At 39.6% G+C, this 26,552-nt stretch carries 32 protein-coding genes; 24 read left to right on the forward strand and 8 right to left on the reverse strand.

The window, feature by feature from the left end:
* The first annotated feature begins 22 nt into the window (after positions 1–22).
* The 6 genes from sufB to yunB all read left to right on the forward strand — a co-directional run bounded on the left by sufB (position 23) and on the right by yunB (position 6,161).
* Positions 23–1,420, forward strand: a complete 1,398-nt coding sequence (sufB, locus tag AC3ANL_RS05250) for a Fe-S cluster assembly protein SufB (protein WP_488328208.1) — start codon at positions 23–25, stop codon at positions 1,418–1,420.
* Positions 1,421–1,710: 290 nt separating this feature from the next.
* A complete protein-coding gene (locus AC3ANL_RS05255) occupies positions 1,711–2,559 on the forward strand; it encodes a DUF72 domain-containing protein (protein WP_488328209.1) in 849 nt (282 codons plus the stop codon).
* A gap of 40 nt (positions 2,560–2,599) precedes the next feature.
* A complete protein-coding gene (locus tag AC3ANL_RS05260) occupies positions 2,600–3,421 on the forward strand; it encodes a sulfite exporter TauE/SafE family protein (protein ID WP_488328210.1) in 822 nt (273 codons plus the stop codon).
* A 9-nt stretch (positions 3,422–3,430) separates the two neighbouring features.
* Entirely contained in the window at positions 3,431–4,783 is a 1,353-nt protein-coding gene (locus AC3ANL_RS05265; RefSeq protein ID WP_488328211.1) for a bifunctional metallophosphatase/5'-nucleotidase, read from the forward strand.
* A 60-nt stretch (positions 4,784–4,843) separates the two neighbouring features.
* Positions 4,844–5,146 carry a YunC family protein gene (locus AC3ANL_RS05270; RefSeq protein ID WP_488328212.1) on the forward strand — a complete coding sequence of 101 codons (303 nt, stop codon included), beginning with the start codon at positions 4,844–4,846 and terminating at the stop codon, positions 5,144–5,146.
* Between the two features lie 235 nt (positions 5,147–5,381).
* The gene (gene yunB / locus AC3ANL_RS05275) at positions 5,382–6,161 is read left to right on the forward strand and encodes a sporulation protein YunB (RefSeq protein WP_488328213.1); all 780 of its coding nucleotides are present in this window, start codon (positions 5,382–5,384) and stop codon (positions 6,159–6,161) included.
* A gap of 77 nt (positions 6,162–6,238) precedes the next feature.
* Here yunB and AC3ANL_RS05280 read toward each other — a convergent pair whose 3' ends face one another.
* Complete coding sequence (locus AC3ANL_RS05280; protein ID WP_488329659.1) at positions 6,239–7,189, reverse strand: M23 family metallopeptidase; 951 nt, start codon at positions 7,187–7,189, stop codon at positions 6,239–6,241.
* 306 nt (positions 7,190–7,495) lie between these two features.
* Between AC3ANL_RS05280 and lipA the strand changes: the two genes are divergently transcribed.
* A complete protein-coding gene (gene lipA, locus AC3ANL_RS05285) occupies positions 7,496–8,413 on the forward strand; it encodes a lipoyl synthase (protein WP_488328214.1) in 918 nt (305 codons plus the stop codon).
* Positions 8,414–8,458: 45 nt separating this feature from the next.
* Here the strand turns inward: lipA and AC3ANL_RS05290 are convergent, their stop codons facing one another.
* On the reverse strand, positions 8,459–9,100 hold the full coding sequence (locus AC3ANL_RS05290; RefSeq protein ID WP_488328215.1) for a YhcN/YlaJ family sporulation lipoprotein: 642 nt from the start codon (positions 9,098–9,100) through the stop codon (positions 8,459–8,461).
* Between the two features lie 228 nt (positions 9,101–9,328).
* Between AC3ANL_RS05290 and AC3ANL_RS05295 the strand changes: the two genes are divergently transcribed.
* The gene (locus AC3ANL_RS05295; protein WP_488329660.1) at positions 9,329–9,604 is read left to right on the forward strand and encodes a YutD family protein; all 276 of its coding nucleotides are present in this window, start codon (positions 9,329–9,331) and stop codon (positions 9,602–9,604) included.
* A gap of 41 nt (positions 9,605–9,645) precedes the next feature.
* Here the strand turns inward: AC3ANL_RS05295 and AC3ANL_RS05300 are convergent, their stop codons facing one another.
* Complete coding sequence (locus AC3ANL_RS05300; protein ID WP_488328216.1) at positions 9,646–9,927, reverse strand: cytosolic protein; 282 nt, start codon at positions 9,925–9,927, stop codon at positions 9,646–9,648.
* A 53-nt stretch (positions 9,928–9,980) separates the two neighbouring features.
* Positions 9,981–10,247 carry a DUF3055 domain-containing protein gene (locus AC3ANL_RS05305; RefSeq protein ID WP_488328217.1) on the reverse strand — a complete coding sequence of 89 codons (267 nt, stop codon included), beginning with the start codon at positions 10,245–10,247 and terminating at the stop codon, positions 9,981–9,983.
* 184 nt (positions 10,248–10,431) lie between these two features.
* Here AC3ANL_RS05305 and AC3ANL_RS05310 point away from each other — a divergent pair, with 184 nt between their 5' ends.
* Together AC3ANL_RS05310 and AC3ANL_RS05315 are read left to right on the forward strand one after the other, a co-directional pair.
* Positions 10,432–10,869: a DUF86 domain-containing protein gene (locus AC3ANL_RS05310; protein ID WP_488328218.1), complete on the forward strand. Its 438-nt coding sequence runs from the start codon at positions 10,432–10,434 to the stop codon at positions 10,867–10,869.
* A 102-nt stretch (positions 10,870–10,971) separates the two neighbouring features.
* The gene (locus AC3ANL_RS05315) at positions 10,972–11,736 is read left to right on the forward strand and encodes a TIGR01457 family HAD-type hydrolase (RefSeq protein WP_488328219.1); all 765 of its coding nucleotides are present in this window, start codon (positions 10,972–10,974) and stop codon (positions 11,734–11,736) included.
* Positions 11,737–12,528: 792 nt separating this feature from the next.
* Here AC3ANL_RS05315 and AC3ANL_RS05320 read toward each other — a convergent pair.
* Entirely contained in the window at positions 12,529–13,050 is a 522-nt protein-coding gene (locus AC3ANL_RS05320; RefSeq protein WP_488328220.1) for a phosphatidylglycerophosphatase A family protein, read from the reverse strand.
* Positions 13,051–13,328: 278 nt separating this feature from the next.
* On the opposite strand from AC3ANL_RS05320, the gene yutH reads away from it, so the two are divergent.
* Both yutH and AC3ANL_RS05330 read left to right on the forward strand, forming a co-directional pair.
* A complete protein-coding gene (yutH, locus tag AC3ANL_RS05325; RefSeq protein ID WP_488328221.1) occupies positions 13,329–14,342 on the forward strand; it encodes a spore coat putative kinase YutH in 1,014 nt (337 codons plus the stop codon).
* Between the two features lie 76 nt (positions 14,343–14,418).
* Complete coding sequence (locus AC3ANL_RS05330) at positions 14,419–15,411, forward strand: 2-hydroxyacid dehydrogenase (RefSeq protein WP_488329661.1); 993 nt, start codon at positions 14,419–14,421, stop codon at positions 15,409–15,411.
* Positions 15,412–15,463: 52 nt separating this feature from the next.
* On the opposite strand, the gene AC3ANL_RS05335 is transcribed toward AC3ANL_RS05330, so the two are convergent.
* Positions 15,464–15,700 carry a NifU family protein gene (locus tag AC3ANL_RS05335; RefSeq protein WP_488328222.1) on the reverse strand — a complete coding sequence of 79 codons (237 nt, stop codon included), beginning with the start codon at positions 15,698–15,700 and terminating at the stop codon, positions 15,464–15,466.
* Positions 15,701–15,865: 165 nt separating this feature from the next.
* On the opposite strand from AC3ANL_RS05335, the gene AC3ANL_RS05340 reads away from it, so the two are divergent.
* Positions 15,866–16,192, forward strand: coding sequence for a YuzD family protein (locus tag AC3ANL_RS05340; protein ID WP_488328223.1), 327 nt, complete (start codon positions 15,866–15,868; stop codon positions 16,190–16,192).
* A 40-nt stretch (positions 16,193–16,232) separates the two neighbouring features.
* Here the strand turns inward: AC3ANL_RS05340 and AC3ANL_RS05345 are convergent, their stop codons facing one another.
* Entirely contained in the window at positions 16,233–17,300 is a 1,068-nt protein-coding gene (locus AC3ANL_RS05345) for an NAD(P)/FAD-dependent oxidoreductase (RefSeq protein WP_488328224.1), read from the reverse strand.
* A 224-nt stretch (positions 17,301–17,524) separates the two neighbouring features.
* Between AC3ANL_RS05345 and AC3ANL_RS05350 the strand changes: the two genes are divergently transcribed.
* Together AC3ANL_RS05350 and erpA are read left to right on the forward strand one after the other, a co-directional pair.
* A complete protein-coding gene (locus tag AC3ANL_RS05350) occupies positions 17,525–17,764 on the forward strand; it encodes a YuzB family protein (protein WP_488328225.1) in 240 nt (79 codons plus the stop codon).
* A gap of 126 nt (positions 17,765–17,890) precedes the next feature.
* Complete coding sequence (gene erpA / locus AC3ANL_RS05355; protein ID WP_488328226.1) at positions 17,891–18,256, forward strand: iron-sulfur cluster insertion protein ErpA; 366 nt, start codon at positions 17,891–17,893, stop codon at positions 18,254–18,256.
* Between the two features lie 42 nt (positions 18,257–18,298).
* Here the strand turns inward: erpA and AC3ANL_RS05360 are convergent, their stop codons facing one another.
* The gene (locus AC3ANL_RS05360) at positions 18,299–19,297 is read right to left on the reverse strand and encodes an NAD(P)/FAD-dependent oxidoreductase (RefSeq protein WP_488328227.1); all 999 of its coding nucleotides are present in this window, start codon (positions 19,295–19,297) and stop codon (positions 18,299–18,301) included.
* A gap of 429 nt (positions 19,298–19,726) precedes the next feature.
* Here AC3ANL_RS05360 and AC3ANL_RS05365 point away from each other — a divergent pair, with 429 nt between their 5' ends.
* The 9 genes from AC3ANL_RS05365 (at position 19,727) to AC3ANL_RS05405 (ending at position 26,499) form a co-directional block, all read left to right on the forward strand.
* Positions 19,727–20,953 (forward strand): NAD(P)/FAD-dependent oxidoreductase, encoded by a 1,227-nt coding sequence (locus AC3ANL_RS05365; protein ID WP_488328228.1) that lies wholly within the window; start codon positions 19,727–19,729, stop codon positions 20,951–20,953.
* A 233-nt stretch (positions 20,954–21,186) separates the two neighbouring features.
* On the forward strand, positions 21,187–21,678 hold the full coding sequence (locus AC3ANL_RS05370) for an NUDIX domain-containing protein (RefSeq protein WP_488328229.1): 492 nt from the start codon (positions 21,187–21,189) through the stop codon (positions 21,676–21,678).
* Between the two features lie 155 nt (positions 21,679–21,833).
* Positions 21,834–21,959: a YuiA family protein gene (locus tag AC3ANL_RS05375; protein WP_488328230.1), complete on the forward strand. Its 126-nt coding sequence runs from the start codon at positions 21,834–21,836 to the stop codon at positions 21,957–21,959.
* Positions 21,960–22,118: 159 nt separating this feature from the next.
* The gene (locus tag AC3ANL_RS05380; protein WP_488328231.1) at positions 22,119–22,442 is read left to right on the forward strand and encodes a YuiB family protein; all 324 of its coding nucleotides are present in this window, start codon (positions 22,119–22,121) and stop codon (positions 22,440–22,442) included.
* 175 nt (positions 22,443–22,617) lie between these two features.
* Positions 22,618–23,229: a 3D domain-containing protein gene (locus AC3ANL_RS05385; protein ID WP_488328232.1), complete on the forward strand. Its 612-nt coding sequence runs from the start codon at positions 22,618–22,620 to the stop codon at positions 23,227–23,229.
* Between the two features lie 373 nt (positions 23,230–23,602).
* Positions 23,603–23,983, forward strand: a complete 381-nt coding sequence (locus AC3ANL_RS05390; protein WP_488329662.1) for a DUF309 domain-containing protein — start codon at positions 23,603–23,605, stop codon at positions 23,981–23,983.
* 61 nt (positions 23,984–24,044) lie between these two features.
* Positions 24,045–25,553, forward strand: coding sequence for a leucyl aminopeptidase (locus tag AC3ANL_RS05395; protein WP_488328233.1), 1,509 nt, complete (start codon positions 24,045–24,047; stop codon positions 25,551–25,553).
* 188 nt (positions 25,554–25,741) lie between these two features.
* A complete protein-coding gene (locus AC3ANL_RS05400; RefSeq protein ID WP_488328234.1) occupies positions 25,742–25,981 on the forward strand; it encodes a hypothetical protein in 240 nt (79 codons plus the stop codon).
* A 134-nt stretch (positions 25,982–26,115) separates the two neighbouring features.
* Entirely contained in the window at positions 26,116–26,499 is a 384-nt protein-coding gene (locus AC3ANL_RS05405; RefSeq protein ID WP_488328235.1) for a hotdog fold thioesterase, read from the forward strand.
* Positions 26,500–26,552: the final 53 nt, after the last annotated feature.

Genomic DNA, 26,552 nt, shown 5'->3' on the forward strand with positions numbered 1-26,552 from the left:
TTCGTGAAGGAGGAATACGACAATGGCAAAAAAGATGCCTGAAATCGGTGATTATAAATATGGATTTGCCGATAAAGACGTTTCCATATTCCGATCAAAACGTGGGTTGACACGTGAGATTGTAGAAGAAATTTCGAGAATGAAAAATGAACCACAGTGGATGCTAGACTTCCGCTTAAAGTCACTAGATATTTTTTATAGCAAGCCAATGCCGCAATGGGGCGGAGACTTGAATTCATTAAGCTTTGATGAAATTACCTATTATGTAAAACCATCAGAGAAATCCGAGAAATCTTGGGATGAAGTTCCAGAAGAAATTAAAGCAACATTTGATAAACTTGGGATTCCAGAAGCTGAGCAGAAGTATTTGGCTGGGGTTTCGGCGCAATATGAATCCGAGGTTGTTTATCATAACATGAAAGAAGACCTTGAAGCATTAGGAATTGTCTTTAAGGATACAGATTCCGCTTTAAGAGAAAATGAGGACATTTTCCGTGAGCACTTTGGAAAAACCATTCCACCAACAGATAACAAGTTTGCTGCCTTGAATTCTGCTGTTTGGTCTGGAGGCTCCTTCATTTATGTTCCAAAGGGTATAAAAGTAGATACACCATTACAAGCCTATTTCCGGATTAATTCCGAAAATATGGGGCAATTTGAGCGTACGTTAATTATTGTCGATGAGGGCGCATCAGTACACTACGTTGAAGGTTGTACAGCACCAGTTTATACTACAAACTCATTGCATAGTGCGGTTGTTGAAATTGTCATTAAAAAAGATGCATACTGCCGTTATACCACGATTCAGAACTGGGCAAACAACGTCTATAACCTCGTAACCAAACGTGCTGTTTGTGACGCAAACGCAACAATGGAATGGATTGATGGTAACATCGGTTCTAAATTAACGATGAAGTACCCTGCCGTTATTTTAAAAGGCGAAGGCGCTCGTGGGATGACCTTATCGATTGCTATTGCAGGTAAAGGCCAGCACCAAGATGCGGGAGCAAAAATGATTCATTTAGCTCCAAATACTTCTTCGACGATCGTATCGAAATCCATTTCTAAGCATGGTGGTAAAGTTACCTACCGCGGACAGGTTCATTTTGGCCGGAAAGCTGATGGAGCTCGTGCGAACATTGAATGTGATACGTTGATTATGGATAATCAATCAACATCTGATACGATTCCATATAATGAAATCTTGAATGATAACATTTCACTTGAACATGAAGCAAAAGTTTCGAAAGTTTCCGAGGAGCAGCTTTTCTACTTGATGAGCCGCGGTATTTCTCAACAAGAAGCGACTGAAATGATCGTAATGGGCTTCATCGAGCCGTTTACGAAAGAATTACCAATGGAATATGCCGTTGAAATGAACCGTCTCATTAAGTTCGAAATGGAAGGTTCTATCGGTTAATAAGTTGAACAAATACCCGTTTGCTGTAATGGCAAGCGGGTATTTTATATGGGAAGACCCTCAGGGTAAGCAGTTCCAACTAGCGGATAGGGGTTGCCAACTAGCGGATAGGGTGAGCTAACTAGCGGATAAGGGTTGCCAACTTGCGGATAGCGAGCGCCAACTTGCGAGTAAGATGCTCCCCCAACTTACACAATCTCTTAAAACTGTGATGAATTCACTTTTTTTAAAGAAATCGAAATTACGTGCAAAAAAGGTTATGCTATTATTAGGGAATGGGGGTGAATGGATTGATCTATATCGGTGTAACAGGCTGGGGTGACCACGACAGCTTATACCCTGGTCACATAGCCACAAGGGATAAATTGAAGGAGTATGCCGGTCATTTTCCAACTGTGGAAGTGGACACCGCTTTTTACGCAATACAGCCGAAAAGAAATGCTGAGAAGTGGGTCAACGAGACACCAAAGAGATTTCAATTTATCGTAAAAGCATATCAAGGAATGACCGGACATATGCGAGGAGAAATTCCCTTTGATAGCAAACAACTTATGTTTCATGCCTTTAAAGAATCGCTTTCCCCATATATAAACACAAAGAAGATCGCTATGGTATTATTTCAATTTCCACCATGGTTTGATTGTAAGCGGGAAAACGTAGAGTATTTACGTTGGTGCAGACATGAAATGGGGGATATTCCTTGCGCATTAGAGTTTAGACATCAATCATGGTTCACACCTTCCTATCGCCAACAAACACTTGATTTTATGAAGGCTGAGAAATGGATTCATAGTATTTGTGATGAACCACAATCTGGACTTGGTTCTATACCGACTGTATTACAGGCTACTAATCCCGATAAGGTCCTAATAAGATTTCATGGCCGCAATGTGCATGGCTGGCAAAAACGGACTGCTGAAAACTGGCGCGAGGTTCGGTACCTCTATCGATATAATCAACAAGAACTTCAGGAATGGGCGCGTAATATAGAAAGTTTAGCTCAGACCTGTAAAAATGTTTATATTTTATTTAACAATAACTCCGGCGGGGATGCGGCAGACAACGCCAAAGAAATGATTAATCTATTACATATAAATTATGAAGGGCTTGCCCCAAGACAATTAGATTTGTTTAATTAACCGTATTGTTTACTTAACAGACACTAGAAGGTGAATGCAAATGGAATGGATTATATTAGTTTTAGTAGGGATTGCTGCAAGTTCAGTGGGGTCATTGATCGGCATGGGCGGCGGCATTATTGTCGTCCCGGCCTTACTCTATATGGCGACACTGCCAACATTTAGTCATCTCACACCACAGGTAGTGGTAGGGACATCTCTCTTTACGATGATATTTACAGGCTTATCCTCGACATTAGCCTATATGAAGCACAAGACAATCGATTACAAAAGCGGCATCATTTTTCTGATTGGAAGCGGGCCCGGCAGTATTTTAGGGGCATGGGTTACGGAAAAGTTAGCTGTAAGTTCCTTTAGTATTTACTTTGGAATCTTTATGTTATTTGTGTCTGTTGTGATGGTCATAAAAAATAAATTAAAGCCACTTCCTTATCGGAAAGATAAGGGCATAGCCCGAACTTTTACGGATAACAGCGGGATGACCTACGAATATGGATTTAACCCTATTTTGGGTGTAGTGATTGCCTTTGTTGTCGGGTTTTTATCAGGAATTTTTGGAATTGGCGGCGGCTCGTTGATGGTGCCAACGATGATCTTGGTATTTTTCTTTCCACCACATGTGGCAACTGCCACATCGATGTTCATGATATTACCAACCTCCATCCTAAGCTCGATCACCCATGTCGCTTTAGGTAATGTAAATTGGCTCTATGCATTAGCTTTAATTCCAGGTGCATGGCTGGGAGCTAAGATCGGTGTCTATTTAAATACAAAATTGAAGAGCAGGACGATCATTTTGATCATCAGAACCATTCTGGTGATTGTTGGAATTCGGTTAATTTATCAAGGGATGGCAGGTTAAGAGAAACGAATGGAAACTATACATATTTATCACACAAACGATCTTCATAGTCACTTAGAACATTGGCCGCGCATACAGCAATTCCTAACGCAAAACAGATTGCAGCATCAAGAGATGGGAGAAGAGGTTTTTCTATTTGATATTGGTGACTTCATCGACCGGTGGCATCCCTTAACAGATGCTACAAAGGGACAAGGGAATATTCCCCTATTAAATGATTGTCACTATACGGCCGTCACAATTGGTAATAATGAAGGCGTGAACCTCCCTTATGAAGATTTGGATCATCTATATGATAAAGCAGAATTCGAGGTACTCCTTGCCAATCTGTATAATCATAATGGTGTTTATCCTAATTGGGTTAAACCCTATAAGATTTACTATACTAAGCAAGGAACACGTGTCGGGGTAATCGGTCTTACCGCTAATTTCAGTCATCTATATGAATTGCTTGGCTGGAAGCTGACAGATCCGTTTTCAGAGCTGCAAAAGTGGCTGGAGTCGTTAAAAAAAGAAGCGGACATTATTATCCTATTGTCCCATCTTGGTCTGCATGATGATGAACGAATTGCGGAAGACTTCCCTGATATTGATGTTATCTTGGGTGCCCACACCCATCATTTTCTTTTAAACGGCAAGCTTGTGGGTAACACACTGCTTGGGGCAGCCGGTAAATACGGTTATTATGTTGGTTACATGGCTATCAGTTTGAATGATGAAAAGGCTGTAACCCAAAAAGAGGCGATCCTTTATGATATAAAGGATCTTTCGGCTCCTCTAAACGAACAAGAGCAAGTGGATTATTTTTTAAAAAAAGGAAAGAAACTGTTAAATCAAGAGGTTATAACACTCAGCGATCCATTGATTCACCATCCATTTCAGGAGACGAATTTTTCTCGCTTATTGTGCCAGTCATTAAAAGAATGGTGTCAGGCTGATTGTGCGATGATTAATGCGGGCCTCCTGTTGGGGTCATTATCAGGTGTGGTCACCAATTATGATTTATTGACCGTATGTCCCCATCCTATTAATCCTTGTGTGGTGGAACTGACTGGGCAAGAAATACAATCGATATTATTACAGTCAAAAGACAAAGATTTAGCACATAAGGAAATAAAAGGTCTAGGATTTCGGGGCAGCGTTTTAGGGATATTTGTTTACGATGGTATACGGTTTGAAAACAATCGAATCTTGATTAATGACAAAGAAATAGAGGATGAAAAAGGCTATACATTAGCCCTTCCGGATATGTTTACATTCGGTCATTTTTTCAAAGATGTTCTTCCGTTTAAAAAGAAGAACTATTTCTTGCCTGAATTTTTGCGGGATCTATTAAAATGGAAGCTCCAATTGCTCGACTAGCCTGTCACGCATTCTCCATTACTTTCATAATGTGATAGTAATGAAAGGAGTGTGGAACCGTTGATTGACCTGAAACCAATCGAAATTGAAGGGCATACCTTTTTGGCTGTGACTGTGTTACTGCCAAAAACGACCCTGCTTTCGGTATCAAATGATAAGGGTTATATTATGTGCGGGGCCTTAGATGTGGGGCTGTTAAATGAAAAATTAAAGGACCGCAAAATTATTGCCGGCAGGGCTGTTGGGGTTAGAACCATTGATCAGCTTCTCGATGCTCCGTTAGAGTCGGTAACATGGGAAGCTGAAGAATTAGGCATTCATCAAGGCATGACAGGTAAGGATGCTTTGCTAAAAATGATTTAAAAGCTTGCTGACGTGGCAGGCTTTTTTTATTGTCCAGCTCCAGCACCCTAGCGGCTAGTGTCCTTCGCTCTCCGCCCTACGATAAGTCAACATCGAATCGCCTCCGGCTCTTCGTGTTTCCTTTATCTCGGTTGGAATGCTCCAGGCCATACGCCGCTGACCAGGGCGCTTGCGCTTTTTTATTGGGCTAGTTCACCTTTTCCTTGCATACATATAGCTTGAAGGGGTGATGATTATGGCAAAGTTTCGCAGACGACTTCGAAAGCGAGGTCCGTTGCCTTTCCGATATGTTTTGCTGCTATCATTTGTTTTTTTTCTTCTATCCACAGCTTCTGGTTTATGGATTGTAAATAAAGGTCTTGAACCTAACTTAATGAGATATGCTGAATCAGAAACACGTAATATCGCCTCTATCGTTATCAATAGAGCAATCACAAAACGAACAACCAATGTCGGAGCAAATAATGAAGTGATTAAGATTATGCCAGGCAGCAATGGAACCGGGCAAAACGCACAACTGAATACCGATCTAATCAATCGTGTATTGGCTGAAACCACAGCACAAATTCAAAAGAATTTAAAAACAGCCAAGAAGGGTGACATTGCCTCGTTAGAATCTGATGTGGAAATTGAAACGGAAAACACAGAAAAAGAGGACGGAATTGTCTGGTATGTACCGTTAGGGCAGGCTACAAATATTTCTTTATTAGGGAATATTGGGCCAAAAATACCCGTCAAATTTCATGCAATCGGTGAAGTGGAGCCGGACGTGCATATTGAAACAAAAGAAATGGGAATCAATAATACATGGGTCCAAGTTTCAGTTGATATAAAAGTCTCTGTGCAAATTATTACCCCTTTTGCAACAAAAATTACCAAGTTGAAACAAAGTATTCCTGTGGGCGGCTCATTGGTAGAAGGGGAAGTGCCTCAATTTTATAACAGCGGCGGGGGATTAACACCATCAATCCAAATTCCTGAAAAGAAGCCGGAAACTAAAAAGTCAGGGGATTAATCAATGGATGTCTAACAAAAAACATGGATCAGACCCCACGAAGGTTGTGGGGTCTGACCCTTGTTTTGGGACACTGATTATTTTTTCTTCATATAAAAACGTTCGATTCGTTTCCATTTTGCTAAATGTGGATACGGATCAAAAGACCATTCTGTCACCCCATTGTCTTTGTACATTCCATAATGTAAATGGGGCGGGAATTTTCCTGAGGTACCTGGAGGCCCGTATCCTGAACTTCCTACCCCGCCAATGACCATTCCTGGTTCCACAATCTGTCCGACCTTTAAGTCCTTAGAAAACCCGCTGAGATGAGCGAAATAGTGATACGTATTGTTAATGTCGCGGATTCCAATTCTCCAGCCGCCAAACTTGTTCCAGCCCTTCATTTCAACAATTCCATAATTCGTTGCCCGGACAGGAACCCCATATCCGGCAAAAATATCTGTGCCTTCATGGATTCTTCTGCCGCCCCAGCCACGTGCGTCCCCCCAAGTGCTTCGATAGCTATGGTTGCTGCGGAGCGGAACGGGGAAAACCTGCTTATCTAAATCAAGTCTGCCAAAATGGCGGTAAATTTTTGCTTTTCCAGCAATGATTCCTACGGTTTTATCGCGATGATAATAATTCCATAAGCCAATTTTTATATTATCAGGATCCACTCCGTATGAAAGAAGATAATGTGCAAACGAATATAATACATCCTCATCACTCTTTAGGCTCGCTTTGCCATCTCCATCCCCATCGACCCCCATTCCATTAAAAAACTGGATCATCGCAGGATTTTCTTCTGAAGGGTTCGGATTTGTTAAACCTGCCCATACATCAGGACGAAAATAAATGCCAATTACACTATCCGGTTTTGGTAAATCCCTGCGAACTTGTCGGATGCTTCTTTCATATTGATCAATGGCTGCTAAATAATACCAAGGAATCTGGGTAATGGTTTCAACTTTTTTATAAAGCTTCATTCTTTCCTGGTAGGGATCAGGTTCTTCTGCGTGAGCATACCTGACAGACAATGTTGACATAAAGAGTATAAGGATAGTTCCAATAACAAGAAAAGCCCGCAACAGGAATCCTCCTTCCAATTAATGTACAAGATTAGTGTATGATGATTAGGATTTTTCATTATGGTTAATAATTGGTAATCACACTGTAGAGATACTTAAGGCATTATTTTTAGAAGAACTCCATAGCCTATAAATACAGATTTTTATGGCTTTTCGCCTTTTGCTGGATAAATACATAAAAATTGAAATGCTTGTTGTTCCTGGGTTAGTATGTTAAAGTGACAGGAGAATTCATTTAACATTAGGATTTTAAGGGGTGTAAAAATGAGCCAGAAAGAAGAAATCTTACGTAAGCCGGAATGGCTAAAAATAAAGCTCAATACGAATGAGTCCTATACGGGCTTAAAAAAAATGATGCGCGAAAAAAATCTTCATACTGTGTGTGAAGAGGCCAGATGTCCTAATATTCATGAGTGCTGGGCCGTAAGACGAACCGCCACTTTTATGATTTTGGGAGACACTTGTACCCGTGCCTGCCGTTTTTGTGCTGTAAAAACAGGATTACCTACAGAATTAGATTTACAAGAGCCAGAAAGAGTTGCAGATTCCGTTCAAATGATGAACTTAAAGCACGTTGTCGTGACAGCTGTTGCTCGCGATGATTTAAAGGATGGCGGTGCGGCTGTTTTTGCTGAAACCGTTCGTGCAATTCGTCGTAAAAATCCATTTACTAGCATTGAAGTTCTTCCCTCCGATATGGGTGGAAAGGAAGAAAATTTAAAAATTCTAATGGATGCTAAGCCAGATATCTTAAATCATAATATTGAGACAGTAAAAAGATTAACACCAAGAGTTAGAGCACGGGCTAAATATGATCGTTCTCTCGAGTTTCTCCGTCGTGCTAAAGAAATGCAGCCCACTATTCCAACCAAATCAAGCTTAATGATTGGTCTCGGTGAAACGAAAGAAGAAATCCTAGAAGTTATGGATGATTTAAGGACAAACAATGTTGATATTATGACGATTGGTCAATATCTACAGCCAACAAAGAGTCATCTAAAGGTCGAAAAATATTATAGTCCCGATGAGTTTAAGGAATTACAGGAAATTGCCCTCAGCAAAGGCTTTAGCCACTGTGAGGCAGGTCCGCTTGTCCGCTCTTCTTACCATGCTGATGAGCAAGTAAATGCCGCAACAAAGCGTAAGCAATTAATGGGTGAACAAGAAGCAAAACAAGCATAAATTATTGAAAAGTGGATGTCACCCTTATGGGACATCCACTTTTTTTCACCTGCTGGTTTTATTCATGTTCGTATCATCTGGTGTCCGGCCGTTTTCATCTTCACTTGCATTTAAACGATGGCCTTGAGGCGATTTTTTCATTTGTTTAATGAGACTATTGACCGAACTACGAGCGTTGCGGCTTGTCGAATCAAGGTTTGCAAGATTTTCAACATCACGCATCAACACTTTTTCATCTGTGACATACACATGATAATATCGTGGAACCACAGACAGTGCAGTCTTTTTCACCTGGTCAGCTGTTAAATTACGATCTTTTGTATCAGTATTATAAGCAATTAACACTTCTTGATCTGTTACAAGGGTAGCTACATCATGAACATGAGGAATGTTCGCGCTGAACTTACTAATGATATTTGCTAGCTGTTCACGATCAAGGGCAGTGTAACCATTATTTGCTGTGCTATCATTCATCAATGGGCTTTTTTGGTGACGGACAAAGCCATAATTATTGCTGACGTTACGTACGCTACGGCCTGCACCTTCATTGTAAAGGTCATGCCGTTTATTATTGACGTTAATGGTATTACCGCTTTCTTCATAAACATCTTTACCTGCCATGTCCTTTGAGCATCCAGTTAAAGCAGTTATCGTACATAATCCAGCGATTATGATAAACTTTTTCAATTACTCCACCTCCTTTTATTAGAATAGCCCAATGGGGGGATTTTTCTTCTTCGACTTTAGCTAAGAATAAATTGGCAGAAACGAGGCGAATTTTAACGAGAGATGTAGGTGCTGCTACACGCCTTTTGTCGTTTTTTGGTATTTACTTTAGTGAGTTTTCTTTATAATTGAGGGGGAATCAGTTATAATTAAAGTTAGGTATTTGCAGGGTAAAATGAGGTGAATCGCATGATTGTAATGAACAATATTGTCTATGAAATTTTACAGGAATATCGGAATGGCTATAATGAGGAAGCCTTTAAGGCTAGGTATAGCGATATTTTATCGAGATATGATTATATCGTTGGCGATTGGGGATACGGTCAGCTTCGCCTTAAGGGTTTTTTTGACGATCAAAATCAAAAGGCAACATTTGATACTAAGATTAGCACGCTGAGTGAGTACCTTTATGAATACTGCAATTTTGGCTGTGCCTATTTTGTATTGAAAAAGGTAAAAAAATAAGAAGGATCAGGGGCCCCCGATCCTTCTTTTTTAACGTTGTATCACTCATATGGAGGCTGGACTTCGGTTTCCGGGTCATCATGTGTTGGATGTGCCCCCTCCATTTGTCTTGGAATATCCTGATGTAACGATTTAAATTCATAATTAAAGCTACTGTAGTAGCGCTGACCTTCCTGCCAAGGAGTACTTTTATTTTGTACTGGCTCGTCCTTTCTTATCGGTGAACCATAAGGACCCTCCGGAAACTCTTGAGCCGTGAGGAAATTTTGCTGCTTTTCAACCGTAGCTAATTCTGTATATAATTCTGAGTCTTTATTTGCCATGCTTTCACTCCTTTAGCCATTATTATTGCAAGCCAGGGTGAAAAACATGTGTGCTAGACGATTTCAGCTAAAAAGGAACGCAGCTCTTCAGCGTCTTCCTCATTTAATTGGAAAGCAAATTCTAAATAGCCTTCTTCCTGTAAGTCATCATGACCGATAATAGCAAATCGATTTCCTTGGATATCAAGAACCAAACTCTTTCCGTAATGGCGGTTGGTTTGAATAATGGCTAAATCAAAGCGCTGGTTTTCACCAACAAAGCTGACAAATCTTGTTTTTGTATCTTCTGTATCATCATATAAGAAAAAGCGTTCACTCATTACTTGGTCTCCTTTTTGGTTTTACTGTTCGCATCTCCTTTATAGTACCAAATTTTTTGGTCATGATGGGAATTTCTATGCAAGTTTGTTGAATTAAATGTAACCGTAATCAATCCTGAGCGGATTGTGTTACAATATAAAGGAATACATACATAGAACAACATGAAATAAGGAAGTGGACAAAATGTATTTTGTTGACAGAGAAAAAATCGAAGCTATCTTACTTTATTTAGAAAAACAAATCAATCTTTTCTCAACTCAAAAGAATTGGTTAAAACCACTTGAAATTGCCGCATTGGAGCGTTTATGCCAAATGATGATTGAGGCTGTATTAGACGTCGGAAACGCGATGATCGATGGATTTATTATGCGTGATCCTGGCAGTTATGAGGATATTATTGACATTTTAATGGATGAAAAGGTTATTTCAGGAGAGACAGGAGAAAAATTAAAACTCCTCATCCATTTTCGAAAAGAACTTGTTCAAGATTACATAGAAATTGACCATGGCAAACTGCAAGAACAATTTTTAAACAATCTGTCTGAATTGGTACTTTTTTCAGAAAACGTCCGTGACTATCTTAAAAATGAATTGGGACCGGTATCCGCATTTAAAAATTGACCGTGGTTGGAGTCTTTTCATTTTAATATAGCACTCAATCAGAATCAGGGTGTAGAACAACATTCACGTTGGAATAATAGGATGCAGGGAGTGAATTCTTTTATGAAAAAATATAAAGGCTATTTAATTGATTTAGATGGAACGATGTATAAAGGAACCGAGCGGATTGAGGCAGCATCTGATTTTGTTAAACGGTTACGGGATAACGGAATTCCGTATTTATTTGTAACAAATAATTCGTCAAGAACACCAGTGCAAGTGGCTGAAAAATTGGTTGGATTTGATATTCCTACAGAAGAACAGCTTGTATTTACGACTAGCCAGGCAACAGCCAATTACATTTATGAACAAAAGAAGGATGCATCGGTATTTGTGATTGGGGAAGAAGGAATTCGGACAGCCATTGAGGAAAAAGGATTAACCTTTGGCGGAGAAGATGCTGAATTTGTAGTGGTCGGGATTGATCGTGAAATCAGCTATGAAAAATTGGCTGTTGCTTGTTTGGCGGTGCGGAACGGTGCAACATTTATATCTACAAATGGCGACATTGCGATTCCAACAGAGAGAGGTCTTCTTCCTGGCAATGGATCGCTTACAGCAGTAATTACGGTTTCCACTCAAAAAGAGCCGATTTTTATCGGCAAGCCTGAATCGATTATTATGGAACAGGCCTTAAAAGTGTTAGGAACGCCGAAAGAAGAGACCCTGATGGTCGGTGATTATTACGATACCGATATACTAGCAGGTATGAATGCCGGAATGGATACATTATTAGTCCATACAGGAGTGACCACAAGGGAACTGCTTGCTGGCTATAACCGTAAGCCCACCTATTCAATTGATTCATTAGACGAATGGAAGATCTAAAAAGGATGGAACCGCACTGCACCCCAAAAGTTAGAGTGAAATCTGACTTCTGGGGTGTATTTTTATGGCTAAATACAGCTAACAATATAAATTAATGGTAGTAAGGAGTATCAAGAGGGAAAAAACCATCCACACCAAATTCCTCAAATACTTTTACCCAATTCTCAATTGTTTATACTGTTCGTACAAAGGGACTACAGGAACTGTCTTCAATAAAGCTTCTTGAGGACAAAACTTGGCGAGTGGATGATGAAACTGTCTTCAATAAAGCTTCTTGAGGACAAAACTTGGCGAGTAGATTGCGAAACTGTCTTTAATAAGGCTTCTTGAGGACAAAACTAGGCGAGTGGATGGTGAAACTGTCTTCAATAAGGCTTCTTGAGGACAACACTTGGCGAGTGGATGATGAAACTGTCTTCAATAAAGCTTCTTGAGGACAAAACTATGCGAGTGGATGGCGGAACTGTCTTCAATAAGGCTTCTTGAGGACAACACTTGGCGAGTGGATGGTGAAACTGTCTTCAATAAGGCTTTTTGAGGACAAAACTTGGCGAGTGGATGGTGAAACTGTCTTCGATAAGGCTTCTTGAGGACAAAAGGAGTAATTAATATATCCATTATTATAATAACAAGCCTATAAAGTAAAAATTGGGAGGCATGAGTCCAGTTCAATACCGTACCCATACCTGCCAATTAGCTGCTTAATATAAAACTCTAACTTTTCGGGGTTACCTCAAACAACTCCATCCTTTTTAAAATTATGAAAAAAGCGCAAAGGAACTCCTGCTTTGCTTATTCTCCTTTTTCCTCTTCCTCTTCTTCTCGAGCGGCTCGATGAGCAAGTCTGCTGGAGGCTGCGGCTGCAATCGCTCCAACAATATCATCTAAAAATGTATGACATTCGCCTGTTGATTTATCATTTAAGTGCGCTAAGATGCCAGGCTTCAGTTTATCGATGTAACCATAATTGGTAAAGCCAATTGAACCATATACATTCACGATCGAAAAGGCTAGGATTTCATCGACGCCATAAAGGCTTTCATCCGTCCCAATAATTGATTGAAGTGGTTCCTCTAACAATCCCTTTTCGGCAAGGACATCTAGTTGGATTCCAGTCAGAATCGCATTTTGAACCTCGCGCTTGGAAAGGACGCGTTCAACGTTGGCAATACAATCTTCCATTTTTAAATTTTTATGATATTTTTCCTGTAAAAAGAAAACTAAATCCGCCATGTCCTGAACTTCCACGCCTCTTTGTTTCAGCCATTTGCGGGCGGTTTCCTCGGTTAGATCCACTTTTTTGTTGTCTGCCATTCCAAGATCACCTTTTCCTATAAAATAAAAATATCTGCTAATGTGAACCTCGTTTACTGTCTAGTTCCAGCTCCAATGCAAGGGGTGCTGGAGCCTTTCTATTTTCACTATATATATACTCTTTTTCCTAATAATATGCAATTTTGACAGTAAATGAACAAACTAAAATCTTATTATTTCCCAGTTGTTTCAAATTAAACATCGCTTTGAAAAACAACAAGTTTTTTCAGGCCATACATATATATATGTTAAGAACAGTAATGAAACGGGGTGCAAAGATGCTTCAGAAAATGCTTGAGAATCAATATGGAGTTACTGTCGAGGAGTATGTAAAACTAGATGCCTATGATGCACTTAGAGGAAATGGCTGGCTGTATTTAATCTCTAATCCGGCAGGTAAGGCAGAAGAGGATATTACCGAACTTGAAAAGATTGCCGAACATTTAAGAAATTACGGTGATCAAAATGTACCGATCTTTTTGCCGTCTAAAGAAGGTCAATTAATTACAACCTGGGAACAAAATAAATATTGTGTGTTAGCAAATCGGCAGATGGAGGAGAAGCGAAAGATCAAATTGGGGCGGAAGCTCGCCAAATTCCATGAGCGTGGCCGAAGAGTGCCTTTTCAAATCGAAAGGTCAAGCCGAATCGGAGAATGGAAGTCTTTTTGGGAAAAGCGCCTTGAGCAAATGGAAAAGGTATGGAATGGTCTTTTGTTTCAAACACCAGAAGATGAATTTGAACGAATGTTTATCGATTCGTTTCCATATTATCTGGGTTTAACGGAGAATGCTATTCAATATTTAGTCGATACCGAGCTTGATGATGATCCGTTGGATTCAGATAGCGGGACAGTTTGTCATGAGCGGTTTACCAATAAAACATGGGGACCGCATCATCATTATATGATTAAAAATCCGTTTGATTGGGTGTTTGACCATCGCAGCCGGGATCTAGCTGAGTGGACAAGGGAACGGTATTTTCGCAATATCCAGACCTATGATGTGGATTTAAGACAGTTTTTTGAGGAGTACCAAAGCGTTGCCCCATTGTCTTCCTTTTCATGGCGTCTGTTATATTCACGATTAATCTTTCCGCTTCACTATTTTGACTGTATTGAAAGTTATTACATCACTCGATCAGAGCAGGATAAAAAGCTGTTAGAGGAGCGGCTTAGTAAAATTATTAGACAATCAGGGGAATATGAACAATTTTTAGCGGGATTCTTTCAAATAGCCGGGGCACCAATTAAACGATTGAACCTTCCCCAACTGGAGTGGCTTTTTCAATAATAGAGCAATTCTAAACTTTCGAAGGAAGCGGCCAAAAAACTATGGTAAAATAATAGAAAACACAAAAGGATGTGACATTATGAAGCCATACGTTTATATTACTCGGAAGCTTCCAAATGAACTAGTGAATCCACTACAAGAAAAATATGAAGTGCATATGTGGGAGCATGATGAAATTCCTGTCCCTAGACAGGTTTTACTTGCAGAAGCTCAAAAAGCGGATGCCTTGCTATCGGTTCTAGGTGATTCTATTGATGAGAGTGTTTTAACGGCTGGAAAAAACCTAAAGGTAGTAGCAAACCTTGCGGTGGGATTTGATAATATTGATTTAGTTGCAGCAAACAGAGAAGGAATTGCAATTTGTAATACCCCAGATGTTCTTACCGATACAACGGCAGATTTAACCTTCGGACTGCTTTTGGCTACAGCTAGGAGGATTGTCGAAGCGGCTGAGTTTGTGAAGGAGGGAAAATGGGAAAGTTGGAGTCCATTACTCTTAGCAGGTCATGATATCCACCATAAAACAATTGGTATTGTGGGGATGGGGAAGATTGGCGAAACAGTCGCGAAACGAGCAACGGGTTTTGATATGAACATCCTTTATTATAATCGGTCGAGAAAGCTTGAGGCCGAGCAGCAATTAGACGCTGTATATGCTACATTTGATGAACTTGTGGAGAAGTCAGATTTTATTGTATGTTTAACCCCGCTCACTCCTGAAACGAAGAATATGTTTACCCGTGAAGTGTTTAAAAAGATGAAACCATCTGCTATTTTTATTAATGCTTCAAGAGGGCCTGTAGTGGATGAACAGGCATTATATGAGGCGCTTGTTACAAAGGAGATTGCAGGAGCAGGGCTGGATGTGTTTGAAAAAGAGCCAATCAGTGCAGACCATCCATTATTACAGCTTGCCAATGTGGTGGCACTTCCACATATCGGCAGCTCCAGTATGGAAACGAGAACGAGCATGATGGCGCTATGTATCGAAAATATCAAGGCCGTATTAGAAGGACAAGAACCCACGACATTGGTAAATAAAGAATGGAAGCCCTTCGTAAAGGCATAACCGCATAAATAAAGCGATTGCCATTACAGCAATCGCTTTGCACATTTCGTTTTTAAAATACTTGCTCTACTTCTACAATTCCAGGCACTTCTTCTAAAAGAGCTCTTTCAATACCCGCTTTTAATGTGATCGTAGAACTTGGGCAGCTGCCACATGCACCTAATAAACGGAGCTTAACAATGCCTTCTTCTACATCAACTAATTCACAATCCCCGCCATCGCGAAGAAGAAATGGGCGTAATTTATCTAATACTTCTTGGACTTGCTCAAACATTTCTTGTTCTTCCATGTTAATCGACTCCTTTCCTACTTATATTATAATGTCAACCTCAGTAAAAATCCATTATCATAAATTAGGAAAATACACATTTTAAGACATTTTCTTAGTTTTTATGTTGGGGATAATATAAAATAAAATAAATGCTTTAAAAGAAAAACGAACGGGAATGATGGAATGAATACGAATGAAGTCGAGATTGTTGTTTATGGTGCTGAAATCTTATGTGCGAGCTGTGTAAATTTACCGTCTTCCAAAGAAACATGTGAATGGCTAGAGGCGGCTATTTCGAGAAAGTTTCCGAATCAATCGTTTAAAATAACGCATGTTGATATTTATCAGCCTACAGGTGAGAGTGAAAAAATACAATTTGCCCAAAGAGTGATCGAAGAGGATCTGTTTTACCCAGTTGTTGTCATTAATGAAAAAATTGTTGGTGAAGGAAACCCTCGTTTAAAAAATGTTTTTTCCGAACTAGAGAAATATGGGTATAAAGCTATTTAAAGAAAAGAAGCATTCCAAAATGGGAATGCTTCTTTTCCTATCAGCCCTTATGCCATTTGTACATCCATAAAACACCTGATTTTAATAGGCGCGCCACTCTGCCCGTTATCGCGTGGTCTGCCATCATCCCAAAACCATGCTTTTTCCCTAGGGAGCCAAGGATCCCTTTTAATTTGATTTGTGGTAAGGAAGCAGGCGGCGCTTCTCCATTCCAACGTCTCTTTAATACCTCAACAATCTGCTCAGCCTGTCCTTCTGCTAGTTGAGCGCTTGGCGCATGCGGAAGGCTGGCGCAATCGCCAAGAATAAAGATGTGTTCATCACTCGGTAAATGGTGAAGAGGGGTAATGACCATTCTGCCCATTCGATCTTTTTCCCCGTCCATCTGGCGGACAATTCGATTTGCTTGAATACCTGCTGTCCATACGATTACATCACAATCAATTGGCTCCCCGTGATTGTACAATCGCTTCTCTTCCACCTTGGTGATGTTGGAATTGTTAATAATTTCTACATTATTTCTGACAAACCAATTTTCTACATACTTACTTAGTCGTTCAGGAAATGAGGATAGAATATGCTTTCCTCTATCAAATAATTTAATGTTAAGGTCCTCGCGGCTTTCACTTAATTCGCTCGCAAGTTCTACACCGCTTAAACCTGCACCGACAATACCAACAATTGAGTCGGGGCCAAGGTTATTAAGGACAGAATAAGTAAGCCGAGCTTTTTCAATACTTTGGATACTGTAAGTGAATTGGTCTGCTCCAGGGACATTATGGTACTTGTCCTCACAGCCAAGACCAATGATAAGTTCATCGAAGGCAAGTGGTTCAGCATCTTTCATGAGGACAAGTCGATTATTTGTATCAATGTTTGTCACTTCCCCGTATTTCACTTCTAAACGAGGATGTTCTGGAAAAGCGACGCGTATTTCTTTATCCGAGATGGTTCCTGCAGCTAATGCGTAGTACTCCGTTTTTAAGCAGTGGTATGGAACGCGGTCAACAAGGACAATTTTCACGTCCTCTGGTAAATGATTCGGAAGAAGTTCATTTAAAATCTTCATACCGCCATATCCACCACCGAGAATCACAAGGTTTTTCATATTAAATTCCCCTTTGTTTATCTGGTATTCACATCATCATTAGTGCCCTATGTAATAAAAAATAGTAAAATAATATTCTGTTTCTTAACCACATTCGAGTATATCTAATATGTGTCCAAATAACAACACTTTTCACACAATTCTTGACAAAGGTGAGTTGGACATGGTAATTGACTGGGTGGGCTAAATAGAGTAGGATAAGTAGTTGTGGAGAGGTGAAAACATTGATTCAGCCTATCATAGAATTTTGTATCAGCAACTTGGCAAATGGTGCGCAAATTGCGTTGGAAAAACTACAAAAAGATCCGAACTTGGATATTATTGAATATGGATGTCTTGGCTATTGTGGAAAATGTGCGATGGGTTTGTATGCTCTTGTTAATGGAGAGGTTGTTACGGGAAACACTCCTGATGAGCTAGTCGATAATATTTACCAATATTTAGAAGAAAATCCGATGTTTTAAGTCAAGGAGCCAGTGTGCTCCTTTTTATATTGCCTTCCTATCCTAAAAATGGGTGTACCTAATCAGTTGAGTCTTGGTTCCTAAGTGTATATACTAAAATAAAAGCAATACAAAGGGGGAGTCATGATGAGTAAAGAAGTAGTTTTGTTAACCGAAGCGGCGTCACTGCACATAAAAGAAATGATGAAGCATAATGAAGAGGAAGATGCTCTATTACGTGTTAGTGTAAAAGGTGGCGGCTGCAGCGGATTATCATATGGAATGGGCTTTGAACACGAGGTAAATGAAGATGATCTTCAGTTCGAGCAGTATGGAATTCGGGTACTTGTTGATAAGGAAAGTGTGGCGATTTTACAAGGTACGAAAATTGACTATAAAGAGTCGATGATGGGCGGCGGCTTTACGATCGATAATCCGAATGCCATCGCATCATGTGGCTGCGGTTCCTCTTTCCGTACAGCAACGGCAGCTGGAACACCGGAAGAGTGTTAATAATTTAAAAGTAAAGGCGCCCAAACTGGACGCCTTTTCTCTTTATTTATCAAAAATAGAAGAGCTGTGTATTGGTTGTACTCTTGCTTTGGGATCGATATACGATTTCGCATTGTTTACTGCAGTTGGTGCTTCACCAAACCCACAGGCAATTAACTTCACTTTGCCGTCATATGAACAAATATCCCCAGCGGCGTAAATTCCCGGTGTATTCGTTTCCATTTTGGAATTCACAACGATAGAATTCTTTTCAATTTCTAGACCCCACTCTTTAATCGGACCTAGCGATGAAACAAATCCATAGTTACAAATAACGGAATCGACATCAATGGTTTTTGTCTCATCACCATTTGTAGATTTAAGCACAACCTGCCTAATCCCATTTTCATCACCAATTAAATCAGCTGGTACATAGGGGGTTTTTACATCAACCTTTGAATTAAAAAGATTTTCAACACTATGTTCATGGGCACGGAACTTATCTCGACGATGTACGATGGTTACTTGTTCAGCAATTGGCTCCAGCATTAAGGCCCAGTCAACCGCAGAATCCCCTCCGCCAAACACAACGACCTTTTGACCAGCAAATTGGTTTAAATCTTCAATAAAATAATAAAGGTTTTTCTTTTCATATTGGGCAGCCGTTTCAAGCTCTAAACGACGAGGCTGAAAGGCTCCATTTCCTGCTGTAATAATGATAGATTTGGAATAGTGGGTTTCCTTATTAGTTGTTAATTTAAAAATGCCATCATCTTGCTTTTCCAATTTTTCAACTGACTGTTCAAGAACCACGGAAGGTTCGAATCGAGCCATTTGTTTTTTTAAATTATTTATCAATTCTTGTGCGCGGATTTTTGGGAAACCAGCCACATCGTAAATATATTTTTCTGGGTAAAGGGCTGACAATTGACCACCAAGTTGTGGCAAGCTTTCAATAATTTTTACAGATGCTTGTCTCATACCCCCGTAAAAGGCAGTAAATAGACCTGTAGGGCCGCCGCCGATGATCGTAATGTCATAAACTTTTTGATTTTCTTGCACTCGTATCCCCCCAACTAGTAGATAACAAACTCCACTCATTATATTATCACAAAACAAAAAAATCCTCACAACTTATATCACAAATATTCACATTGATTCAAATTTTTATACAATTTAGAGGTTAACATAAAAATGTAAATTATTTATGTAAATCACTTGAAAATAGAAGAAAAGTAGCATAAGATGAAATGTGGATATATTGTTAATAATTTGTGACGAAAAAGGTACATTTTATGGATGCTTAGGAATATATTGTTCAATAGGACAATTATTTTTAGTCATTCTTGTCTCCTTAACAGTCATTCTTTTTCTTTGTTTTAGTACGTGAATTTTTTCACAAACTTCCCCCTGCTTTTTAAAAATAAAAATGGCCATAGCAGTGGAAGATAAGAAAAAGACAATTGATACAAAAATACTAAAAAGGTGGAAGTGATCACTTTGAGAAAACCTAAGATAGTTATTCTCGGTGCAGGTTACGGAGGACTTTTAACTACTGTTCGTTTACAAAAGTTAATTGGCGTAAATGAAGCAGATATTTTATTAGTAAATAAAAATGATTACCATTACGAAACAACATGGTTACATGAGGCCTCTGCAGGCACGTTGCACCACGATAAAGTACGTTATGGAATTAGTAATGTTATTGACAGCAGTAAAGTTGATTTTGTTCAAGATACCGTAGTTGAGATTAATAAAGAAGATAAGAAGGTTATTTTAGAAAAAGGGGAAGTCAATTATGACTACCTTGTAATTGCACTTGGCGGAGAACCAGAAACGTTCGGTATTAAAGGGTTAAAAGAGTATGCATTTGGAATCAGCAATGTTAACTCAGCTCGTCAATTGCGTGAGCATATTGAGTATCAATTTGCCACTTATAATATGGAAGAAGAAAAGAACGACAATCGTTTGTCCATTGTTGTTGGTGGTGCAGGATTTACGGGGATTGAATTCCTTGGCGAATTGACAAACCGCATTCCAAAACTATGCAAAGAGTATGATGTTGATATTCATAAAGTGAAAATAACTTGTGTGGAAGCAGCACCAACCGTTTTACCTGGTTTTGATCCTGAGCTCGTCAATTATGCTGTTTCACAATTAGAACGTAAAGGTGTCGAATTTTTAATTGGTACGGCTATTAAAGAAGCGACTCCAGATGGAATCCTTGTAGGTAAAGGGGAAGAGGAGCCTTATCAGATTAAGGCTGGTACCGTTGTTTGGGCAGCAGGTGTACGTGGTAACGCAGTAATTGAAAAATCAGGCTTCGAAGCAATGAGAGGTCGTGTAAAGGTACAACCAGATTTACGTGTACCTGGATTTGAAGATGTTTTCATTATTGGTGACAGCTCTCTTGTTATTAATGAAGAGATCAATCGTCCATATCCACCAACAGCACAAATTGCCATGCAGCAAGCTGAGGTAGTTGCTAAAAATATTGCTGCCTTAATTCGTAATAATGCTGAACTTAAAACCTTCACCTTTGATAATAAAGGAACGGTTTGCTCACTTGGTGAAGATGACGCGATTGGCGTTGTATTTGGGAAAAAGCTAACTGGTGGTAAAGCTTCCTTTATGAAAAAGGTTGTCGACAACCGTGCCCTCTTCATGGTTGGCGGTGTTGGATTAGTGTTGAAAAAAGGTAAATTTAACGTTTTCTAAAATAATTATTCCAAAGGGACAGATAAAACTGTCCCTTTAATTGTGCCCGCAGGACATCAGAAAATAACCTGACGGTCATAATAAAGATTAATTGTGCCCGTGTGACCCAAAAAAAGAGCCCCGACGGTCACAAAAGAAATTAATTGTGCCCATGGGACCCAAAAAAAGAGCCACAACGGTCACAAATAAATTATGATGATGAGATAAGCAGTGTTACGATAGGGGGGATTGGAATGAGTAGTCGTGAAAAACGTGGGAAGGTTTGGCTTGCTGCAGCCGGCTTAGTAAAGTCAACGGAAGGCAAATGGCTGGTTGTAAAGAAACGATATGGCGGCTTAAAAGGGCAATGGTCCTTACCTGCCGGCTTTGTTGAGGCAGGGGAAACTGCAGATGAAGCGGTGATCAGGGAGGTAAAAGAAGAAACTGGGATTGATTGTATAGTTATCGGACTGATAGGCTTAAGGACGGGGGTTATAAAAGAAGAAATTAGTGATAATTTGCTCGTGTTTTTACTGGAGCCTCTTGAGCAAATGAACGTTGTACATCAAGAAAATGAGCTTTATGATGCTCGATTCATGGCACCAGAAGAGTTGCTCCAAGAAAAAAATACCTCCATACTAATACACTATTTAATTACGCAAAAGTCCTCCTCAATTAAACCCGGAATCGATCATATAAACCCGGGTGATCAATTTGGCTATACAACTTATAAATTATTTTTATAATTTTTTGAAAATTTGCGTAACCATTCGAAAATAAGAGAAAATTGACCATGTATCCGCTTTCTCAAACGAATTCGCATTAATATAGCACTTTCCTTTTTTAACAATTTTTGATATATTATCAGAAAATTAAATTAATTTAAAAGAGGGTGTTGAGGATGACAGTAAAGAGCGTGGATACAAAAACTTGCGATTATTGTGCGGGTAAAGGATATTTTCAATTGGTCTTGGGCGGTTCGGAAACTTGTGCTTGCTGTGGTGGAACAGGAAAGAAAAAGGAATAGTCATGGAATGAAGTAAATGATATACGCCACTTCGAATCTCCTTTGAAGGGCTATTTTTTTTGCCGATTTTAGGTAAAATTTGAAATTGAATCTTTTTTAATTGACTCCATTTTCTACATTCAGTAAACTAATTGTTGATGTATAAAGGGGGAATCTCAGGTGCAGATGAGCATTGTTGTCTTAATTATCTCGATTGTGCTATTTTTTGTTTTATTTTTTGGAATTGGATTTATCCTGAATATGCTCCTAAGAATGTCATGGGTTATGGCCATTGTATATCCTATAGTGGCAATTTTAATTGTAGATAAAGTTGGATTTTCAGATTACTTTACAAATAGTAAAGCAGCCTTTCAAGAACTTTGGACAAGGTTTGGCTCATTAGCCACAGCTGATATTCTTATTTTAATAAGTGGATTAGCTGGAGCTATCGCAGCTGGATTAACCATCAAGCTATTACGCAAAAGTGGATATCAAATGTTTTAGACTTTTACCGATAGGTAGAGGTCTTTTTTATTATTAGAACTGTACATACTACGAGAAAATATTCATGTCTTGCGCTGAAACAGCGGTAAACTTTAGTTCGGAGATTTTTTCACCCTCTTTTTGTATAATTCCTTCCACTTTGGGAATGAATATTTTGGGAGGAGTGAAAAAATCTATGAATAAAATGAAAAACTGGATTAAGCGCTTTGTCATGACTGTTCTTTTCTTCATGGCATTAGCAGCGACCTTCCAATCCATATCTGGCGTAAAAGCAGACAAACTAATTAGTCGCTTTGCGTCATCAAACTCATCGAGTGCAACAGTTGCTGGGACGCCGCAGCCATTACTAGAGGAAGCATTTGATTGGTCCAAGTACCCTAAACATATTGTGACAGCTACAGGCTATACAGCAGGTTTTGAATCAACCGGTAAAAACCAAGGCCATCCTGAATACGGAATCACTTACTCCGGTGTAAAAGTAAAACGTGATTTATTTTCAACTGTAGCAGCTGATTTAACCATTTTTCCGATTGGGACCATTTTATTTATCCCCGGGTATGGATATGGGGTAGTTGCTGATAAGGGTGGAGCGATAAAAGGAAATGAATTAGACCTTTATTATGAAACTGTAGAAGATGTGTATAAACAATGGGGCAAAAAGCAGGTTGAGGTTTATGTGGTTCAAAAAGGAAAAGGAAAACTGACTGAGCAGCAATTGCAGACATTAAATGAAGATAAATCACTGCAGGTATTTCGCCAACAATATACAAGTTCGGAAAAAAGATAGGCAGTATCAGTCGTCTATCACTTTTTAAAGCGGGATATGAAAGCCTGTTATTTTTAAGATTCGTGCAGACCTAGTGTCTGCCTTTTTGCATTTTATATGAAATTATAGATTTCATTACTGTGAATAACTTTGATGAGTTAGATTCGTCCAGCTCCAGCGCCCAGCGACTAGTGTACTTCGCCCATCTCCCTACGATAAGTCAACATCGAATCGCTGACGTTCTCCGTGTTTCCTTTATCTCAGTCGATGTGCTCCAGTCCATACGTCGCTAAACGGGCGCTTGCGCTTTTGTTCTTATTACTAAATTTCCTTTTACATGGTAGGATTAAACTAGGCATCCATAATAAAAGCATGTAAGGGGGTCCCATCTTTGATGAAAGATTACCCAATCGAATATTATGAGTTTTTTGTCAGTTTTAATGAAGGAGATTACTATACATGTCACGATCTCCTTGAGGAGATGTGGATGACAGAAAAGGATAATCTGTTTTTAAAAGGGTTATTACAGATGAGTGTGGCCATTTACCATTATGAATATGGAAATGTCAAAGGAGCAAGGGCCATGATGCAAACGGCCCATGATTACCTGCAAGGCTACCGTCCTAAGTTCTGGGGGCTTGATTTAGAAAAGATCTACCCCTTTATCGAGGCGTGCTTAGTCATTTTTCCTAAAGAAATAGATCAAGTTCCTTTTGAGAAAGTGGTGAATTTGCCTAAGCTGCCCCATTTAGTTTTGTATTTAGAAGATGATTAGATTCTCGAAATAAATGATTTGTTTCGTTATAATGAAGAAGAATAATACGGAGGTGAAGGAAATGTTTCAAGTAGTAAAAGAATGGGATCTTTCTAAGAAACATGAAGGCTTAGTGATCGGTCTATTTGATAAACCGGAAAAGTTTTCAGGAGCATTAGCAGCACTGGATGCTCAGTTTGAAGGGCAGCTTACTGAATTGGTAAAATCAGGAGACGTGTCAGCAAAGTTAAAAAGGATTAGTAAAGTACATAGTTTTGGAAAAATAGGAGCAAAACGGATTTGGTTCGTTGGTCTAGGCAAAGAAAAAGAATTATCCTTTGACCAGCTAGAAGCGGCTTTTGGAAAGCTTTTTAAAGAGGTAAAAGCCAGTAAGCTTGAGGAAACAGCTATTTACTTAGATTCTTTCCATACAGAGGAATTGGATGGCTTAGACGTTGCACATGCTTTAAGTGAAGCATTGGCACTTGCTACCTACCAATTCGACGGCTATAGGCAAAAATCAAATGAGCCAGAGATAAGACTAGACCAAGTTACGATTTATAGTGATGCCTTTGACGAAGAAGAAGTTCAAGCATCCTTGACCGTAGGGTATGCATTTGGGAAAGGGACAAATTCTGCCCGCACACTTGTTAACATTCCTGGTAACTTACTTACGGCCAAAGATTTAGCCAACTATGCCAGTGAATTGGCTGCAAAATATGATTTTGAAGTGGAAATTCTCGATAAAGCTGAAATCGAAAAATTGGGAATGGGTGCGTTCCTTGCTGTTAACCAAGGTTCGGTTGAGCCTCCTAAAATGATTGTTCTTAAATATCAAGGGAAAGATGAATGGAAAGATGTCATTGGCTTAGTTGGAAAAGGGATTACCTTTGATACGGGCGGTTATTCCATTAAAACAAAAGCAGGCATCGTCGGTATGAAGACGGACATGGGTGGTGCCGCGGCTGTTCTTGGTGCAATGGAAATCATCGGGGAAATTAGACCGGAGCAGAATGTTGTAGCAGTCATTCCTTCAACAGATAATATGATTAGCGGAGGCGCCTTTAAGCCTGATGATGTGATTACATCGATGAGCGGTAAAACCATAGAAGTGCTAAATACGGATGCGGAAGGACGCCTTGTTTTGGCTGATGCGGTTACCTACGCAAAGCACCATGGGGCTGACTATTTAGTCGATGTGGCTACCTTAACAGGCGGTGTCATCACTGCACTCGGGTTACATACTACCGGGGCCATGACCAATCATGAAACATTATACGAACAAGTATTAGAAGCATCTATTGAAGCAGGGGAGCAGATGTGGCTCTTGCCGTTGTTTGAAACCGAAAAGGAACGTGTGAGAAACAGTAAAGTAGCCGATTTAAATAATTCTCCAGGGAGCGAGGGACATGCCCTTGTCGCAGGTGCCTTTATTGGTGAGTTTGCCGAAGGTACACCATGGGTTCATTTAGATATTGCCGGAACCGCTACCTCTGGAAAGGCCTATGATCTAGGCCCTGCTGGAGCAACTGGAGTAATGGTTAGAACACTTGCCTTGTTCGTTGAACGTTTTGAGCCGATTGAAAAATAATTTTATAAAGAAATGAAAAAATTCGAAAAGACGTTGTGGAATGGACACACGTCTTTTCCTTTTGGATTAAACTAGTTTATTTCCTTATTCATCCACGTTCCCCATTTCCATTTAGCCCACTCCAAACCCTTCCTTTTCGCATATGAAATAGTGTAGGCAAGTATCGTAGAAAAAGGAGGTAATGCGGCATGTATCCTTATCGAAGCCCGTACCCGATACAGGATCAAAGATTCATCGGTCTTGGCTGGCCGTTAGCAATTGGTGGGCTTAGCTTTCTAGGTGGTTTACTCGGAGGCGGATTAGGTGCTTCTTTTGCAAGTCGGCCATATTATGGCTATCCAGGCTTTGGTGCTCCAGGCTTCGGCTATCCAGGCTTTGGCGGACCAGGATTTGGCTACCCACCAATGGGTTATCCAGGATTTTATTAAAAATTTCGTAAAAAAAACAGCTCTCGAGGCTGTTTTTTGCTTTGATTATTAAAGTGAAATAAATAAAAGGAAAATAACTAAAAAACGGAGAATAGAATTAAGATGGAACAGATTACATATTGGGAGGAAATGAAATGATCAAAGATACATTAATTGAGGCATTAGGTATTGAAATTACTCATATTGAAGAAGGCAAGGTAATTGGAACAATGCCTGTGGATCATCGGACAAAACAACCATGGGGGTTATTGCATGGGGGCGCATCTGTTGCCTTAGCAGAGACGGTGGCTAGTGTGGGTGCATATGAGCTTGTCGATAAAGAATCAGAAGGGGTAGCAGGACTGGAGATTAATGCCAATCATGTTCGTCCAAAAACAGAAGGGGTTGTGACAGCAGTAGGAACTGTTTTGTATCAGGGGAAATCGACTATGGTCTGGGAAATCAAAATAATCGATGAACAAGACCGTCTCATTTGTGTTTCAAGGTGCACAATGGCCGTTATCAAATTAAAAAAGTAAACAGAGCTTATTTTAGAATGGATAAATTTCCATTCTTTTTTTTAAACAATTGT

This window comes from Neobacillus sp. DHD-1R, from assembly GCF_057747995.1.